Below are 15,981 nucleotides of genomic sequence, written 5' to 3' on the forward strand. Positions count from 1 at the left end.
TCACTCATTCCTTTACGTGGTATTTTATTAAGTAGTAGGACATTCGATGGATTGTTCGACCAAAAATTTCATATCGAGACGGGCAAACTTACTGAAAAGTAAGGGCGCAAAGACATGGGTCGTCGATCTTCATAGATACCGATCGCCAGTCTGCAATAGCCGCAGCCGCTCTCTGATAACTATCAGGAGGGTTTTTTCATGGGTATTTTCTCAGCCAAACGTATCGTCAGCCTCTGTTGTGCATTCGTTGTCGGATTCGCATTATGGACGCCACACCAAGCGGTCGCCAAAGCGAGCAACCCGCTCGCAAACGTCGAGTCGTACAAGATTTATTACGATATGCCGAGTAAGAGCAAGATCAAAAAGATGCAACAATATGACCTCGTTATCATCGAGCCTGTTTATTATACTGCAGCTCAAATCAAAGAGTTACAAAAATTTGGTACGAAAGTGTACGGCTACATCAATACGATGGAAGCTGACAATTGGAACGTCGACTTCATCAAGCAGATGAACGAGTCGGACTTCTTCCACCGTAACGGACAACGTGTCCATTATGCGGAGTGGGATTCTTATTTGGTCGACATGACGTCGACGCACTATCGTGAGCTATTGACGCGTGAAGTGGAGAAACAAATCGTCGCCAAAGGATTAGACGGGGCGTTCTTAGATACTGTCGGAAACATCGACAACGAACATTCAGAACAACCGACCATCTTGAAAGCACAGCGCGACGGGATGAGTCAGTTCATGAAGACGATCAAGGCCAACCACCCTACCCTTTCTCTCATTCAAAACTGGGGATTTGCGACACTGAAGACGTATACGTATCCGTATGTGGATGGTGTCATGTGGGAAAGCTTCAACTATACGACTATTTCGAAAGACCAATGGTCAAAAGACCGGATTCAAGAACTACGTGACCTCGATGCGCGATATGGCATCAAGGCGTTGACGGTATCTTCAAAACAACGTCCGAAGAGTGCGGCATATGCAGAAAAGAATGGGTTTATCCATTTCCATTCAAATGCTACTTTAGATTATAATAAATTCTGACTTTCATTTACATGATTGTACAAGTATCTGGTAGTTTCTACAACGAAAATACTTTAAAAAACATCCTACGAGTTTGCCTTCTTTATCGGCAAATTCGTAGGATGTTTTGATGAAATCCTTTGATTCAACGGTTATTAATCATGCATCAAGCGGATGTGACCGTCCGGCTCTTGATAGATCACATGTTTTTCTGATAGTTCAGTCGGTGAACGGACCCCTGCTGCGGCTGTCATATTGTACAGACCTTCCCGGAGCGAGATGATATAGTTCGTCACCCGAAAACTCTTCTCGTCGACGACGAGGGCACGCTGCAGTTTCGGGTCGGTCGTCGCGACACCGACGGGGCATCGGTTCGTATGGCACACCTGCGCCTGGATGCAGCCGACGTTGAACATGAGCCCGCGGGCGATGTTGACGAGGTCGGCACCGAGTGCGAGGGCAATCGCCAACTTGTCCGCCGTGATGAGTTTCCCCGAGGCGAACAGTTTGATGCGGTCGCGAAGACCATGCTCGATCAAGAGGCGATGGACGTATGGGAGCGCCGCCTTCAATGGCAACCCGACCGTATCCGCGAGTTCCTGATACGTCGCCCCCGTCCCGCCTTCACTCCCGTCAATCGTGATGAAGTCCGGCACGATTTGAGACGTCGCCATCTCAAGGACGAGCGATTCCATGTCCTGTAGGTTGCCGACGACGAGCTTGATGCCGACCGGCTTCCCACCAATCTCACGCAACTTCTCGATAAAGGCCAACAACTCCCCATGCGTCTGAAACTCGGAGAACCGGTTCGGACTGTCAATCGTCTCACCGACACGTACATGGCGGATGCGGGCGATCTCCTCGGTCACTTTCGAGCCGTCGATATGTCCCCCACGCGTCTTCGCCCCTTGTGCGAGTTTCAGCTCGAACGCCTTCACTTGCGGGAGCGCGCTCTTCTGTTTGAACGCTTCCACCGAAAACGCCCCGTCTTCATCCCGGACACCAAACAACGCCGGACCGATTTGACAGATGATATCGACATTCCCTTTCAAATGATAGTCCGAAAGACCACCTTCTCCCGTGTTCATCCATGTCCCGCCCGCACGACCGAGTCCGATGGAAAGGGCCGTGATTGCCTTGTCGCCGAGCGAACCGAAGCTCATCGCCGACTGCCCGACGAGCCCGCGGACGTAGAACGGCTCCCGACACGTCTCTTTCCCGATGATGATGGTATCCTCTTCTGTTAATAAGTACGGCGAGATGTCTCGTTCGACGAGGTGCTCTTTTCGGGTGAAGAGGTTATCCTCATCTAATTCATACACCCACGTCGACACCTTCGTTGAATTGTCGATCCGTAGTTCGTTCCGATTTGTCGGATAAAGGGCGTTTTGAAGATAGAACCCACCCGTTTCAAAGTCTCGCTCCGAACCGAACCCGATGATGCGCGACTTATATTTCCCGGCAATGACAGCCGCCTCGTACTCGTTCTGCGAAAACGGTTTTGCCTCATTATCATTCAAGAACAAATATTGCCGAAGCTCCGGTCCCATCTTCTCGAACATATAACGCAGTTTTCCGAGAATCGGGAAGTTGCGGAGGACGGAGTGTTCACGTTGGTTTCGGTCACGTCGCCACAAGTAAAACAGAAGTAGCGGTGGAGCTGTCATCATCATCAATAAGAGCACAAGCAAGATGGTCAACATCGATGTATTGAGTGACACGGTCTTCCCTCCTTTTTCACTAGACAAAAACACCCTGTCGCAAACGGAACAGGATGTCATCAGTCGCTCGGGATCGTGACCCCGTCAAATTGTTCATTTCGGCAAAGCGTGATCGCCTGCATCGCTAGTTTATAGTCCTCTTCCGGCAAGGCAATCAATTCGGTCGGAAGGACCCATTCTTTTGAGTTATACAAGTGAATGACGAGTTTGGCGAGCACAAACTCTCGTTTATCGAACGTATTATCATCGATGATTGTAGAGGTTCGAATCTTCCCTGCTTCGAGGTCTATATAAGGAAGCAAGCATTCTCGGATATGCGAATGACCCGCAAGTACATATAGCGCGGCATAGTATTCGCGACTAGTACTGCCAGGATCGGTGAGTCGTTGTGCTAACCGTTTGAACTCGTTGTAATGGTCAGAAGACAAAAAATCAATATGGTTCATCGGTCCACCTTCTCTCTCTAAGCCTCGCTTTGCCCTCAGAGTTTATAATTTCCACCTTTTTGTAGAAGTTAACCCTGTTTTCTTTAGATTCGGCGCATTGAAATCGCCTCACGCATCTGTTGGAGAGACGCACGTGCCGCGTCCCCACGTCGCATCATGACAGCTGTAAACAAGGCATCGATCAAGCTGAGTTCCGCGATTCGGGAAGCGAGCGCCTCTGAACGAAACGCCGTCTCTTGGGACACCGTATAGAGCGACACGTCTGCAATCTTCGAGAGAGGTGACTTCGCGTAGTTCGTGATGGCAATCGTCGGAACCCCCTTCTCTTTTAATAACTTTGCAATATCGAGCGTCTCTTTCGAAGCACCTGAGTGCGAGATGACGACGGCGACGTCCGCTGTCGTCAATTGTGAGGCCGACATGAGTTGCATGTGTGACTCGAGGATGGCGCTCACTTGTAGCCCGCTTCGGACGAACTTGTGGTACGCGTCTAACGCGACGACCGCTGACCCACCGCTCCCGAAAAATTCGATACGGCGTGCCCCGAGGAACAATTCAACGGTTTTCTCCAAGGAGTCCCCTTCTAAAATCTGACGCGTCGACTCGATCGTCTTCCCGTTCGTCGAAAAAATTTTCTCTGCAATCTCGAGCACACTGTCTGTCTCTGCGATGTCTTCATGGATGTCTTGGAGCGGTGCGACGACATCCGAGGCGAGTGCGATCTTGAGCGCCTGATAGCCTTTGAAGCCGACGCGCTGACAAAAACGGAATACCGTCGATTCGGCGACGTCGAGGTCGTCTGCCACTTGATTGATCGTATGATGAATGATTTGCTCAGGTTGTTTCAAGATATAGTCGGCAATGCGTTGCTCTTTTTTGCTCAGTGTCGAATAGGCACCACGGATGCGGGCCGTCCCGTTCATCGTTTCCATCAAGAATCACCCTTTCTCTTCTTCATCTAACGATACCGTTTCGAAAAAAATTCCGCAATGTGTGATTGACTCAAAAAGATTGACCCACCTTACAAAAGCAGGCAAGCAGCCGGATTCTTGAATATGCTACTCTAATGAAGCACTTTTTAATTGTTTCACTCTTTGTACCATTTGAAATCGAAAGGACTGTTTCGTATCGAACATCACCTCAGTAGCTCCTACAACTTACCGCTCGTCATTCTTTCCATCGCCGTCGCGATCTTCGCTGCAGGTGTCGCCCTCGATATTAGCAGTCGTTTGAAATATGCCAAGAACGCTTCGCGATTCAGGTGGGTCGTCGCCGGTGCTTTCAGTCTCGGACTTGGAATTTGGGCGATGCACTTCATCGGTATGTTGGCGTTTCACCTGCACGACGACGTGACGTATCACCTTGGCATTGTCTTATTATCAATCGTTCCAGCCGTTGTTGCGTCCGGTCTCGCCTTCTGGATGATCAGCCATCCGAAGACACGACCGATGCAACTCGTCTTTTGTGCCTTCCTAATCAGTGTTGGGGTCGTTTCGATGCACTACATCGGCATGGAAGCGATGCAGATGAACGCCATTCTCACCTATGACCCGGTCATGTGGACTGCGTCTGCGATTGTCGCATTCGTCGCATCGCTCGTCGGCTTGTACATCCTCTTCTATATCCCGAACGTCTCACGGTTTCATTGGCGTCGTCTCGCCAGTTCCGTCTTGATCGGTGTGGCTGTCTCCGGTATGCACTACGTTGGGATGGGCGCTGCTCAGTTCACCCCGACAGATAGTGCCACGCAACCACTGAGCGGTTATGCGGTCGATAGTACCCTTCTCGCCTACGTCATCGCCGCAAGTGTCATGACCTTATTCATCATCATGTACATCTCACTCAAGACGGCCTCACAGCTCGAGGCACAGTCTGAGGAACTCGAATTGAAATTTGAATCCATCATCGAATCGGCGTCTGATGCCATCATCGTCGCCGATCATACCCGTGTCATCCTCCAATGGAATCAAGGAGCAACCGACCTGTTCGGATATACGCAGGAGGAGATGGTCGGGCAATCGATTGTCGCCATCATCCCGGAACGCTTCCGAGATGCCCATGAGCGTGGGATGAAGCGTTACGAGACGACCGGTGAAAAACGCGTCATCGGTCAAACGGTCGAACTGATCGGCTTACGAAAAGACGGTGTCGAAGTCCCGATTGAGATGTCACTTGGTACATGGAAGACGGATAAGGGGATCTTCTTCAGTAGCATCATCCGTGACATCAGTGAACGGAAACGAATCGAGGCGCAAATCAACGACCTCGTCTATTTGGACCCGCTCACCGGTCTCCCGAACCGCCGTCTATTCAGCGACCGCCTCGATGCGCTACTCGGTCAGTCCCAGCAAGAACCGTTCGCCTTGTACTATATCGACCTCGACAACTTCAAAGTCATCAATGACCGCTTCGGCCACTCGATCGGCGACCAATTCTTGAAGCAAGTGACGACCCGGATCCAGTCGACGATACAAAAGTCGGACACGCTCGCCCGTCTCGGTGGAGATGAGTTCATCATCTTGTCGCCGCATACGAAAAGTAACCTCGCGGCCCATCGTGCGCAGGAACTCATCAACATCCTCCATCCCCCGTTCGAACTCGAGAACGAGGAAGTGTTCACCGGTGCCTCAATCGGGATCAGTCTTCACCCGTCCGACGGGGATACGGCAGAAGATTTAATCAAAAATGCCGACATCGCCATGTATCGGGCGAAGGCTGACGGGAAGAACGGCTATCAGTTCTTCACGAACGAACTGAACGAATCGGTGTCCCGTCGCTCGAACTTGTCGATGGCACTCCGAAAAGGTATCGGTCGTGGTGAGTTCACCGTGCACTATCAACCGCAAATTCAGTTAGAGACAGAGATGGTCATCGGGATGGAAGCACTCGTTCGCTGGAATCATCCAGAACTCGGGATGATTTCGCCTGGCGAGTTCATTCCGATCGCCGAAGAGACGGGAAGCATCCACCGCCTCGGTGAGTTCGTCTTAAATGAGGCGTGTCGCCAAAACAAGGCGTGGCAAGATGCCGGCATCCCTCCGTTTCGGGTCGCCGTCAACATCTCGGCCATTCAGTTCGCCCAAAAAGACTTGCCAGAAGTCGTCAGCCGCGCACTCGACGCATCAGGTCTCGACGCGCAGTATTTAGAGCTCGAGTTGACCGAGAGCGTCATCCAAAGTGCGGACCGTGCCATCGAGACGATGCACGAGCTCGTCGCCCTCGGCGTCCATCTCTCGATTGACGACTTCGGGACCGGGTATTCATCACTCAGTTACTTGAAGCTGTTCCCAATCGATACGCTGAAGATTGACCAGCACTTCACGAAGAACATCGAGAGCGACGAGAAGGATGCGGCCCTCGTCAAAACAATCATCCGCATGGCGCACGAGCTCGATTTGAATGTCATCGCAGAAGGCGTCGAGACGGAGAATCAAGTCGCTTTCCTAAAAGCCGAATCGTGTAACCAGGCGCAAGGGTATTTCTACAATCGTCCGTTGCCGGCGGAAGAGATCGAAGTCTTCTTCCAGCAATATAAGAAAGCATCATCGAGTTGAACTTTATATAAAACGAAAAGCCAGCTCTGTCTCCTAAACAGAACTGGCTTTTTATTAGTTATTTCGAATAGAGTGAGATGTAACGTACACGATAATTGGAGTCATAAAATACGTACATCGGAAGCTTGTTGTTGATCTTGTATTCTGCCACTTCCTGAATATAATATTCTTTCAGCGTCTTCCCTGCTCTTGTGAACGTGAATGTTTCCCAATAGTTTTGATATGTGTCGCGAGGTTTTCCAAATGCTTTTTGGAATTCATACTTTGTGATATCTCGTTTTTGAAGAGCGGGTGACATCGTAATGATATTAATTTTTTGAGGTTTCGATGTAGACGTATACATGAAGTTCCCCTGATGACGACCTTTGTACATAAAATCATAGTCACTTTCAAACGTCCCAACCGGACCTTTTACTTTTGCATAATCTCCATATAATTTATGAGGACTATCTAAAAATGTCCCTCGAATCATTTGTTTCTTTTGTGAGAGTAACCAGCTGTGATCAGAAGGACGTGGGTCCGGAAGTACAGTAATCGTTCGTTGTGCCGTAAATCCTTCATACGTTGCTTTTAACGTGACAGTACCTTTACTCTTCGCAATGATTTTCCCACCACTGATATAAGCAGTTTGAGGACTATTCGTCGTCCAGACCACACCATCTTTTACACTGACTGTTTTTCCAGAAGCCGTTTTCACAGAAAGAGATGCGTTATAAGAAGTACCGGCTGTCAGCTTTTGATAAGCAGTCGGAATGTAGGCAGAGATAGGTCGTTCACCGAATCCGTTTGTAGCGTATACTTCCGTATCATACCAATTGCTCACCGTCATGTATTTCCCGTTTGGTGATAACGAAACAGAACGTTCGTTCAAATAGTGGTTCAAATGAATTTTTTTCAAATCAAATGAATAGACTGCGTTATCAATTACCACGAATTGACCGCTCGATTCAATTTTTACTCGTGAAGCTGTTTCATTAGATTTATATTTCGGTTCAGTATAGCGCCCTGCCTCATAACTCGATACAGACTGACTCGTCGCGACTATCAATCGATCATCTCGACTAATCGACATATCATTGACGTTTAACCATTCTTGAACAAACTCTCCAGTGTGCGTATAGAGACGCCCGTGCTTTTCATCTTCAACGAGTACATATGTCTCAGAAGTCATGACAGTCCCAGATTCTGCGCCACGCATCCATTTGACTTGATTCGTCACAACATCATAGGCAGCTAACTTTCCATCACCCGACAAAATCAAAACAGATGTGCCCGGTACGAATGCCCCACCGTTAAACCATTTCATTTCCATCTGACCCGCACCATAGGTCACCGTCTTAATCGTTGTCGTTACTTCCCCAAACGAATCGTATATGTTCACCGATCGATCTTTTCCAAGTGCGACGTACTTTTCATCATCGCTTACAGCAATATATGTACCACCATAACTCTCATCAAACCGTCTCAATGATACACCTGTCTTGACATCGTATAATACCAATTCACTGTAATAATCATCTACTAAACTATATAATTTGTCTCCTTTAAAAATCCCTTCCCCAACAATCCGCTCACTCAATTTACTGATTGTCGGAGCGGTAATTGCCGCATGCGCAGGAGCAATCCCGGTGAAGCAAAGCGCTAGCCCCAATAACAAAAGTGCTATTCTCTTCATAGTTTCCCCTCGTTTCAATAAATTACCATCCATTTTCATCTTATAATGATATGAATTACTGAAGCACTTAATTTTGAACACCATGGAAATAGGTTTTTAATATTTATTTCGTTTTAAAAAGAAAAAAATTCCGCGATCTGACTTGTAAATCGAATTTATTTTGATATGATGAATCTAGAGACGGAAAAAAATTCTTTTTCAGGGGTGACGATATGGAAATTGGTTTGATTGGTTTAGGAAAAATGGGGTACAACTTGGCACTCAACTTGAGCGATCACGGTCACACGGTCGTCGGGACAGACGTCGGGGACGTCACATCAAACGCGTTCACAATTGTGCCGACGCTTGAGGATGTCGTGAACAAGCTGTCGACGCCACGCGTCATCTGGGCGATGGTCCCTGCCGGAGACGTCACGGAAGCGGTGCTTGCGGAGCTATATGAGCGACTCGAACCGGGCGACATCGTGATCGACGGGGGGAACTCGAACTACAAACTGTCGGTCGCACGCGCCGAACAGTTCGCCGAGAAGGACATCAAGTTCTTTGACTGCGGAACGAGCGGTGGCACAGACGGGGCCCGGAACGGTGCCTGTACGATGGTCGGGGGTGACGCGGACGCATGGCCGACAATCGAACCGATCTTCAAAGACTTGTCTGTCGAGAACGGCTACCTGTATACAGGTCCTGCCGGAAGCGGTCACTTCTTGAAGATGATTCATAACGGGATCGAGTACGGGATGATGCAGGCCATCGCCGAAGGGTTCGATATTCTCGAGAAAAGCCCATTCGATTACGACTACGAACAAGTCGCACGCGTCTGGAATCACGGGTCGGTCGTCCGCTCTTGGCTCATGGAACTCACAGAGAACGCCTTCAAGAAAGATGCGAAGCTCGATGAGATCCGTGGGGTCATGCATTCGTCTGGTGAAGGAAAATGGACGATCGAGACGGCGCTCGACCTTCAAGCAGCCGCACCGGTCATCGCCTTGTCGCTCATGATGCGCTATCGCTCACTTGAAGACGACACGTTCTCAGGTAAAGTCGTCGCCGCGCTCCGCAACGAGTTCGGTGGTCACGCGGTCGTCAAGAAGTAAGAAATGCGGAAAAGGTCACGGGGAAATGGCCTTTTCCTTTGTCAGGAACTGTAAACGGTTACATATTTGGAATTTAGGGGGAATACTCAATGTCTGGCTCAACACTTATTTTGATCGCCTTAGCCGGGATCTTCTTGCTCTTATTTTTAGTCATTCGCACAAAGCTTCACGCATTCGTTTCGTTGTTACTTGTCAGTTTAATCGTCGGGGTCGCGGCCGGCATGCCGCTCGGGGACGTCATCGCCTCCATCCAGAACGGAATGGGCGGAACGCTCGGCTTCGTCGCTGTCGTCGTTGGTCTCGGTGCGATGTTCGGGAAGATGCTTGAAGTGTCAGGTGGCGCGGAACGCCTCGCCCAGACGCTCGTCAGTAAGTTCGGGGAAGACAAGGCACAATGGGCACTCGGGATTACCGGGTTCATCGTCGCCGTTCCGGTCTTCTTCGATGTCGGTTTTATCATTCTCGTCCCAATCGTATACGGTCTCGCCAAAAAGACGGGACGTTCGCTTCTCTACTATGGAATTCCGCTCCTTGCAGGTCTCGCGGTCACACATAGCTTCATCCCGCCGACACCTGGTCCAATCGCCGTTGCAAACTTGATCGGTGCCGACCTCGGTTGGGTCATCTTGTTCGGTGTCCTTGCCGGGATTCCAGCGATGATTTTAGCCGGCCCCGTTTTTGGGAAGTATATTGCTAAGAAGATTCATGTGACGATTCCGGATTACATGGAGTTCAAAGAAATCGATACATCGAAAGAATTACCGAGCTTCAAAATGATCTTGTCGCTCATCTTGATCCCGCTCGTGTTGATTTTGGCGAACACGCTCTCTGCGGTACTCTTGGATGAAGGCAACGCCGTCCGTGACTTCTTAACGTTTCTCGGACACCCGTTCGTCGCCTTGACGATCGCGACGCTTCTCACGTTCGTCTTCCTCGGTACACGCCGTGGGTATTCACGTGACGAAGTACAAGAAATCGCAACGAAAGCACTCGAACCAGCCGGGATCATCATCCTCGTCACTGGTGCCGGTGGTGTGTTCAAACAAGTCCTCATCGACTCAGGTGTCGGTGACGTGCTCGGTGAAATGATGGCCGGTTCACCACTTCCGGCAATCGTCCTCGCCTTCTTGATTGCGACGGTCGTCCGTGTGGCCCAAGGGTCAGCAACGGTCTCGATGGTCACAGCAGCAGGACTCATCACACCGCTACTCGAAATCCAAAACATCACGGGCGCGGCGCTCGGTTTGATCGTCATCGCCATCGCCTCAGGAGCGACAGTCCTCTCGCACGTCAACGACTCAGGCTTCTGGCTCGTCAACCGTTACTTCGGTCTCGACGTGAAAGACACGCTCAAGTCATGGACGATCATGGAAACGATTATCGGACTCACCGGCTTTGCCGTCGTGTTCTTGATTAGCCTGTTCATTATCTAAGTTAGGAAGTGATTGTGTGTTTACGATTGGGGTCGATATCGGGACGACGAGTACGAAAGCCGTCCTGTTCAACGGTCATCAACAACTGGCGGTACATAACGTGTTGTATCCGCTTCTCACGCCCGATACGGAGACGGCCGAGCAAGACCCGGTCGTCATCTATGGGGCCGTGCTTGAAGCCGTCTCGGCGGTCCGCGCCAAAGCGGACGGTCCGATTCGCTTCGCATCGTTCAGTTCGGCGATGCACAGCCTGATTGCACTCGATGCATCAGGACGTCCGCTCACGAACAGCATCACGTGGGCCGACAGTCGGGCAAATCCATATACGCAAGAAATCAAACGCGACTTTGATGCGAGCGCCCTCCATATGCGCACCGGTACCCCGGTTCATCCGATGGCACCGCTGTCGAAGCTGCGCTGGTTAAAGGCGGAACATCCTGACGTCTTTGAACAAACAGCCAAGTTCGTCTCCATCAAAGAGTATGTCTTTTACCGTTTGACGGGTCGCTTCGTCGTCGACCACTCCATCGCCTCGGCAACGGGACTGTTCAATTTGAAACAACAGGATTGGGACACAGAAGCACTTGAGGTTGCCGGTGTGACACCAGATCGTTTATCTGAACTCGTGCCGACGACAGAAATTTTACATGTGACACCAGACGTGACCGAGACGCTCGGCTGGGACTTCCCGCTCGTCATCGGGGCAAGCGACGGCGTGCTCTCGAACCTCGGGGTCGGTGCCTTCGAACAAGGCGTCGTCGCCGTGACAATCGGTACAAGTGGCGCCATCCGGACGGTCGTCTCAGAACCCGTCGAAGATCCGAAAGGTCGCATCTTCTGTTACGCGCTGACGGACAAGCATTGGGTGATCGGTGGACCGGTCAATAACGGCGGCATCATCCTTCGTTGGCTCCGTGACGAGTTCGCAGCAAGTGAGGTCGAGACGGCGAAACGGCTCGGCATCGACGCATACGACGTGTTGACGCGAATCGCCGAGACGGTCAAACCAGGAGCGGACGGTCTGTTGTTCCATCCGTATTTGATGGGCGAACGCGCCCCACTCTGGGATTCGAACGCCCGCGGTTCCTTCTTCGGGCTCAGCATCCACCACAAGCGCGAGCACTTCATCCGCGCCGTATTGGAAGGTGTCATCTTTAACCTCTATACAGTCATGCTCGCACTCGACGAGTTGACAGGCGCACCGAACCGCATCCATGCGACGGGCGGGTTCGCCCAGTCGAGCCTCTGGCGCCAAATGATGGCAGACATCTTCGATACACCGGTCGTCGTGCCGGAAAGTCACGAGAGTTCTTGCCTCGGGGCAATCATGCTCGGAGAATATGCATTCGGGGACATCGAGGAATTCCAAGAAGTTCCGCAAGTGACCCACGAGCATACACCGAACATGGAAGCGACGAACGTGTATCGCGAGCTCTTGCCGATCTACATTCGCCTGTCACGTCACCTATCGGAAGAATATGAAGCCATTTCGGCGTTTCAGCGGAAGCATGTGTGACATCAAACCGAGTCCTTCGAGGGCTCGGTTTTTTGAATCATGACAGGAGATTTCGTTTCATACATGGAAAGTAAGTGCGAGGTTGAACTGTCAACATTAGAGAAGGGATTGGTCAAATGGCGATCGCAATCGGATATCTCATTGCAAGTTTAGGCGCATTCGTGGCGTATTGGTTCAGTACGGGCGAAGCACGAAATACAAAATTTAAAATATGGGGTGTTGCGCTCATGATCCCCATTTCACCAGCACTAGCCTTTTCAATCGGACTCTCCTACGCCATCAGTATGCAGAACGGTTGGGCCGGATTGATTATGTGGTTTATTTTCCCTGCAATCTTCTTTAGTGGTCTTGCGCTTCTGTTGGTCGGTCTATTCAAAAAAGAAAAGAAAGTCGTTTGAGCGATATGATGATCACGCTCACGACACCACGTTGCCTCATCCGCCCTTTCGAACGACAAGACATCGAGTCGTTCATGACCTATCGGAACGACTTGGACTGGATGAAGCATCAATCGTTTAAAGGTCTTAGCTATACGGAATACGAGAACGCTCTACTCGGCGAACAATCGCTTCAACACGGCATGCAACTCGCCATCATCGACCAAGCGACGGATGAGTTGATTGGGGACGTGTATATCCACCAAGAAGGTACGACGTATTGGATCGGCTATACCATCACGCCAACTCGTGCTCGCCAAGGTTATGCATTCGAGGTGATGTCGGGATTGATTCGTCACTTGGCCGACCAAGGAGCAGAAGCGTTCAAAGCCGGCGTCCTTGAGACGAACGAAGCGTCGATCGCGCTATTGAAGAAATTGAACTTCACCTATCTCACGACAGAACTCGACGAACAAATTTATCGTCTCGATGTCTCGGATATGTGATAAGGTATGTGTCATATGTCGCTTGTTTTTTGACTCGAGGGAGCTATTGTCAGAATGAAGAAACGCGTTCTATTACTCATGTCTATTTTTTTGTTGATTGGTACGTTGTCACAGGCGGCGATCCCGGAACCGAAAGCCTATAACGACCCGAGCCTCATCTATCTGACGCTTGATGATGGGCCGAACTGGAAAACCGGAAAACTGCTCGACGTGTTGAAGAAGCATCAGGTAAAAGCCACTTTCTTCATCCTCGGGAAGAATATCGAAGGGAATGAGCATCTGCTTCACCGCATCGTCGATGAGGGTCATCTGATTGCTTTACACGGGATGACTCACAAACGTGAAGAGTTTTATGCATCACCGATGACGGCCGTCCGTCAAATGAAAGACGTACAACGTCTCGTTTACGAGGTGACCGGCATCCATACGAATATGGCCCGGACGATTTACGGGAGTGATGAAGGTATGACGCCTGCGCATTGGCAAGTGATGACCGATGCCGGGTTTGAGATTTGGGACTGGAATGTCGGCAGTCTCGATCACGTGTATAAGAAAGACAATGCCCGGGTCGAGCAGCGCGTGTTCAATCGACTCGAGGCGAATCGTGCTGCGAATATCGCTTCCATCATTTTGGCGCACGATCATTCGATGACACCGGAAGCACTCGATACAATCATCCGCTATGCGAAAGAGCGGGACTACGAATTTCGGACGCTCGAAGGCGTTCATCCGCCCCATAACTTTTCAGATGCTTGGGAACCACACGCTAGCGAAAGCACAATACCATGACTGTAGGCCATCTCGTGGTCTACAGTTTTTTCACATGAAAAAGCGCATCGGGATTCCGATGCGCCTTGTCTATCCGACGACACTCTCTGTCACGTGTGTACGGTTTCTGCCACTATTTTTCGCCTCATACAAGCATTCATCTGCCAGGCGAATCATCTCACGAAGGTGCTCGCTCTTGCCGTTCGCAATCCCAATCGAAACGGATAGATGAATCCGTTCGCCATCGAGTAGCTTGAATTCATGCTTGGAGATGCTGCTCCGAATCCGCTCCGCCACGTTGACCACCTCGGTCTGAGAGAGCATCGGAATCAAAATGCCGAACTCTTCTCCCCCGATCCGCGCTTTAATGTCTTGGTCTCGCGTCTCTCGGTGCAACAGTTCCGCAAACTGCTTTAACACCTCATCCCCGTTCGCGTGGCCATATTGATCGTTGATTTGTTTGAAGTGATCGATATCTAAAATCAAGACATTACATGTCGCATACTGTCCTTTGAACTTTTTCATCTGCATCTCCCATGCCCGACGATTGGCGAGACCCGTCAAATGGTCAGTCTCCGCCGAGATTTTATACTCTCTCACGCGGTGATGGATGAGGTACAGGTCAATATTCAACATGGTGATCAACAATCCGATCGGGAAGCTGATCATCGTAACCAACAACGCGACATCTACAGCATTTTCTGTAAAGCCTCCCCCGACAAGAATCCCCATGGCTGCGACCAAACACGTCCATACGTTCAACGTAAGACCAAATTGGAAAAGTCGTTTCTGTAGCCAAATAATCCGGTATGTCAGAATCGTGCCAATTACCATCGTAAAGAGGGCAACGCATGCCACAATCGAGTAAAAATCGATGCCGTAGCTGAATCGGTGAATCGACATAATGGTGGCTGCGATGAATAACGGTGAGACCAAACGGTAAAATCCGAGTAAAAGGAGAACGAGAAACCGAAAATCAATTTTTACGGTATTCTCAAATTGAATGCTTTGCGTGATTAGAAAAATCCCGAAACAGCCTGATAACACACCGATGAGAAGTTTCTGGATGTGTACATGTCTCGTATGATAGTTCATGATCTTCGAGATGAAATAGATGCCAGTAAACGAAATGCACGAATTGGCGATTAGACTCATGAACATTAGTTGTACTCCTTCACATTTGTCATGTTACTTCCACTCTCTACATATATCCAATTTCCATCATTAGCTAACGTATCGAAGTGTAAAACTTTCTACAACATGAATATTTTTCCTTTTTTCACAAAAAATCGAGCCCTTTCTGGACTCGATCCTCACTTATCGTTCATATGTCACCATCACAAATTGACCGGATGCGTGCTGACTCGTCAGTCGAAGTTTCGTCTCTTTTGTGCCTTCTGGGAAGAGTGGGATCCCCTCACCTAACACGACTGGGGCAATCGCAATCTCATACCGGTCAATCAAGTCATATTCCATCGCTGCTTTGATGACTTCACCCCCACCGATGAGCCAGATGTCTTGATCGACTTCTCCTTTCAACCGATGAATCAGTTCTTCGATTGGTTCATCCGTGAACGTGACATGCTCGGCTTCACGGTCAGGCTGACGCGTCAAAATATAGTTCGGGATGTCCTTGTACGGATAATCTCCTTCTTCTAACTTCAGTACTTCCTCATATGTCTTTCGTCCCATGATAACGGCACCAACGGTCTTAAAAAATTCAGCGTAGCCGTTGTCCCCGTCTCCCTCCACGGCGAACAACCAATCGAGTTGGTCGTTCAACCGGGCGATTTTCCCATCTAAACTCATCGCAATATACAACACTACTTTCGGCATCGTATCTTCCTCCTTGATTC

The 15,981-nt window shown here is 49.9% G+C and carries 14 protein-coding genes and 1 riboswitch; of the genes, 8 read left to right on the plus strand and 6 right to left on the minus strand.

What is annotated here, in order from left to right; all coding sequences use genetic code 11:
- The first annotated feature begins 71 nt into the window (after positions 1-71).
- A riboswitch (cyclic di-GMP riboswitch) is annotated at positions 72-158 on the plus strand.
- A 40-nt stretch (positions 159-198) separates the two neighbouring features.
- Positions 199-1,056 (plus strand): glycoside hydrolase family 191 protein, encoded by an 858-nt coding sequence (locus KNP62_RS06590; protein WP_214784611.1) that lies wholly within the window; start codon positions 199-201, stop codon positions 1,054-1,056.
- A gap of 134 nt (positions 1,057-1,190) precedes the next feature.
- Here the strand turns inward: KNP62_RS06590 and KNP62_RS06595 are convergent, their stop codons facing one another.
- The 3 genes from KNP62_RS06595 to KNP62_RS06605 all read right to left on the minus strand — a co-directional run bounded on the left by KNP62_RS06595 (position 1,191) and on the right by KNP62_RS06605 (position 4,134).
- Positions 1,191-2,738: an FMN-binding glutamate synthase family protein gene (locus KNP62_RS06595; RefSeq protein WP_214785205.1), complete on the minus strand. Its 1,548-nt coding sequence runs from the start codon at positions 2,736-2,738 to the stop codon at positions 1,191-1,193.
- A 77-nt stretch (positions 2,739-2,815) separates the two neighbouring features.
- Positions 2,816-3,202: a hypothetical protein gene (locus tag KNP62_RS06600; protein WP_214784614.1), complete on the minus strand. Its 387-nt coding sequence runs from the start codon at positions 3,200-3,202 to the stop codon at positions 2,816-2,818.
- Positions 3,203-3,285: 83 nt separating this feature from the next.
- On the minus strand, positions 3,286-4,134 hold the full coding sequence (locus KNP62_RS06605; protein ID WP_214784617.1) for a MurR/RpiR family transcriptional regulator: 849 nt from the start codon (positions 4,132-4,134) through the stop codon (positions 3,286-3,288).
- 150 nt (positions 4,135-4,284) lie between these two features.
- On the opposite strand from KNP62_RS06605, the gene KNP62_RS06610 reads away from it, so the two are divergent.
- Entirely contained in the window at positions 4,285-6,756 is a 2,472-nt protein-coding gene (locus KNP62_RS06610) for a bifunctional diguanylate cyclase/phosphodiesterase (RefSeq protein ID WP_285800609.1), read from the plus strand.
- 58 nt (positions 6,757-6,814) lie between these two features.
- Here KNP62_RS06610 and KNP62_RS06615 read toward each other — a convergent pair whose 3' ends face one another.
- Positions 6,815-8,431 (minus strand): WD40 repeat domain-containing protein, encoded by a 1,617-nt coding sequence (locus tag KNP62_RS06615; protein WP_214784620.1) that lies wholly within the window; start codon positions 8,429-8,431, stop codon positions 6,815-6,817.
- A gap of 212 nt (positions 8,432-8,643) precedes the next feature.
- Here KNP62_RS06615 and gnd point away from each other — a divergent pair, with 212 nt between their 5' ends.
- The 6 genes from gnd (at position 8,644) to KNP62_RS06645 (ending at position 14,146) form a co-directional block, all read left to right on the plus strand.
- Complete coding sequence (gene gnd, locus KNP62_RS06620; RefSeq protein ID WP_214784623.1) at positions 8,644-9,525, plus strand: phosphogluconate dehydrogenase (NAD(+)-dependent, decarboxylating); 882 nt, start codon at positions 8,644-8,646, stop codon at positions 9,523-9,525.
- A gap of 89 nt (positions 9,526-9,614) precedes the next feature.
- The gene (locus KNP62_RS06625; protein ID WP_214784625.1) at positions 9,615-10,958 is read left to right on the plus strand and encodes a GntT/GntP/DsdX family permease; all 1,344 of its coding nucleotides are present in this window, start codon (positions 9,615-9,617) and stop codon (positions 10,956-10,958) included.
- A 16-nt stretch (positions 10,959-10,974) separates the two neighbouring features.
- On the plus strand, positions 10,975-12,474 hold the full coding sequence (gene gntK / locus KNP62_RS06630; RefSeq protein ID WP_214784626.1) for a gluconokinase: 1,500 nt from the start codon (positions 10,975-10,977) through the stop codon (positions 12,472-12,474).
- Between the two features lie 116 nt (positions 12,475-12,590).
- Positions 12,591-12,872: a hypothetical protein gene (locus KNP62_RS06635; RefSeq protein WP_214784628.1), complete on the plus strand. Its 282-nt coding sequence runs from the start codon at positions 12,591-12,593 to the stop codon at positions 12,870-12,872.
- 5 nt (positions 12,873-12,877) lie between these two features.
- On the plus strand, positions 12,878-13,357 hold the full coding sequence (locus tag KNP62_RS06640; RefSeq protein WP_251125636.1) for a GNAT family N-acetyltransferase: 480 nt from the start codon (positions 12,878-12,880) through the stop codon (positions 13,355-13,357).
- A 54-nt stretch (positions 13,358-13,411) separates the two neighbouring features.
- Positions 13,412-14,146 (plus strand): polysaccharide deacetylase family protein, encoded by a 735-nt coding sequence (locus KNP62_RS06645; RefSeq protein ID WP_214784632.1) that lies wholly within the window; start codon positions 13,412-13,414, stop codon positions 14,144-14,146.
- A 69-nt stretch (positions 14,147-14,215) separates the two neighbouring features.
- Here the strand turns inward: KNP62_RS06645 and KNP62_RS06650 are convergent, their stop codons facing one another.
- Positions 14,216-15,286 carry a GGDEF domain-containing protein gene (locus KNP62_RS06650; protein ID WP_214784636.1) on the minus strand — a complete coding sequence of 357 codons (1,071 nt, stop codon included), beginning with the start codon at positions 15,284-15,286 and terminating at the stop codon, positions 14,216-14,218.
- A 156-nt stretch (positions 15,287-15,442) separates the two neighbouring features.
- Complete coding sequence (locus KNP62_RS06655; RefSeq protein ID WP_214784639.1) at positions 15,443-15,961, minus strand: dihydrofolate reductase family protein; 519 nt, start codon at positions 15,959-15,961, stop codon at positions 15,443-15,445.
- Positions 15,962-15,981 lie beyond the last annotated feature (20 nt).

The organism is Exiguobacterium sp. s183 (assembly GCF_018617655.1).
GTDB lineage: Bacteria > Bacillota > Bacilli > Exiguobacteriales > Exiguobacteriaceae > Exiguobacterium > Exiguobacterium aestuarii_A.

Bases quoted from the DNA above. Each gene is read 5' to 3' on its own strand.
- KNP62_RS06590 (WP_214784611.1), top strand. From the start codon at position 199: ATGGGTATTTTCTCAGCCAAACGTATCGTCAGCCTCTGTTGTGCATTC.
- KNP62_RS06595 (WP_214785205.1), bottom strand. From the start codon at position 2,738: ATGTTGACCATCTTGCTTGTGCTCTTATTGATGATGATGACAGCTCCA.
- KNP62_RS06600 (WP_214784614.1), bottom strand. From the start codon at position 3,202: ATGAACCATATTGATTTTTTGTCTTCTGACCATTACAACGAGTTCAAA.
- KNP62_RS06605 (WP_214784617.1), bottom strand. From the start codon at position 4,134: ATGGAAACGATGAACGGGACGGCCCGCATCCGTGGTGCCTATTCGACA.
- KNP62_RS06615 (WP_214784620.1), bottom strand. From the start codon at position 8,431: ATGAAGAGAATAGCACTTTTGTTATTGGGGCTAGCGCTTTGCTTCACC.
- gnd (WP_214784623.1), top strand. From the start codon at position 8,644: ATGGAAATTGGTTTGATTGGTTTAGGAAAAATGGGGTACAACTTGGCA.
- KNP62_RS06625 (WP_214784625.1), top strand. From the start codon at position 9,615: ATGTCTGGCTCAACACTTATTTTGATCGCCTTAGCCGGGATCTTCTTG.
- KNP62_RS06635 (WP_214784628.1), top strand. From the start codon at position 12,591: ATGGCGATCGCAATCGGATATCTCATTGCAAGTTTAGGCGCATTCGTG.
- KNP62_RS06640 (WP_251125636.1), top strand. From the start codon at position 12,878: ATGATGATCACGCTCACGACACCACGTTGCCTCATCCGCCCTTTCGAA.
- KNP62_RS06645 (WP_214784632.1), top strand. From the start codon at position 13,412: ATGAAGAAACGCGTTCTATTACTCATGTCTATTTTTTTGTTGATTGGT.
- KNP62_RS06650 (WP_214784636.1), bottom strand. From the start codon at position 15,286: ATGTTCATGAGTCTAATCGCCAATTCGTGCATTTCGTTTACTGGCATC.
- KNP62_RS06655 (WP_214784639.1), bottom strand. From the start codon at position 15,961: ATGCCGAAAGTAGTGTTGTATATTGCGATGAGTTTAGATGGGAAAATC.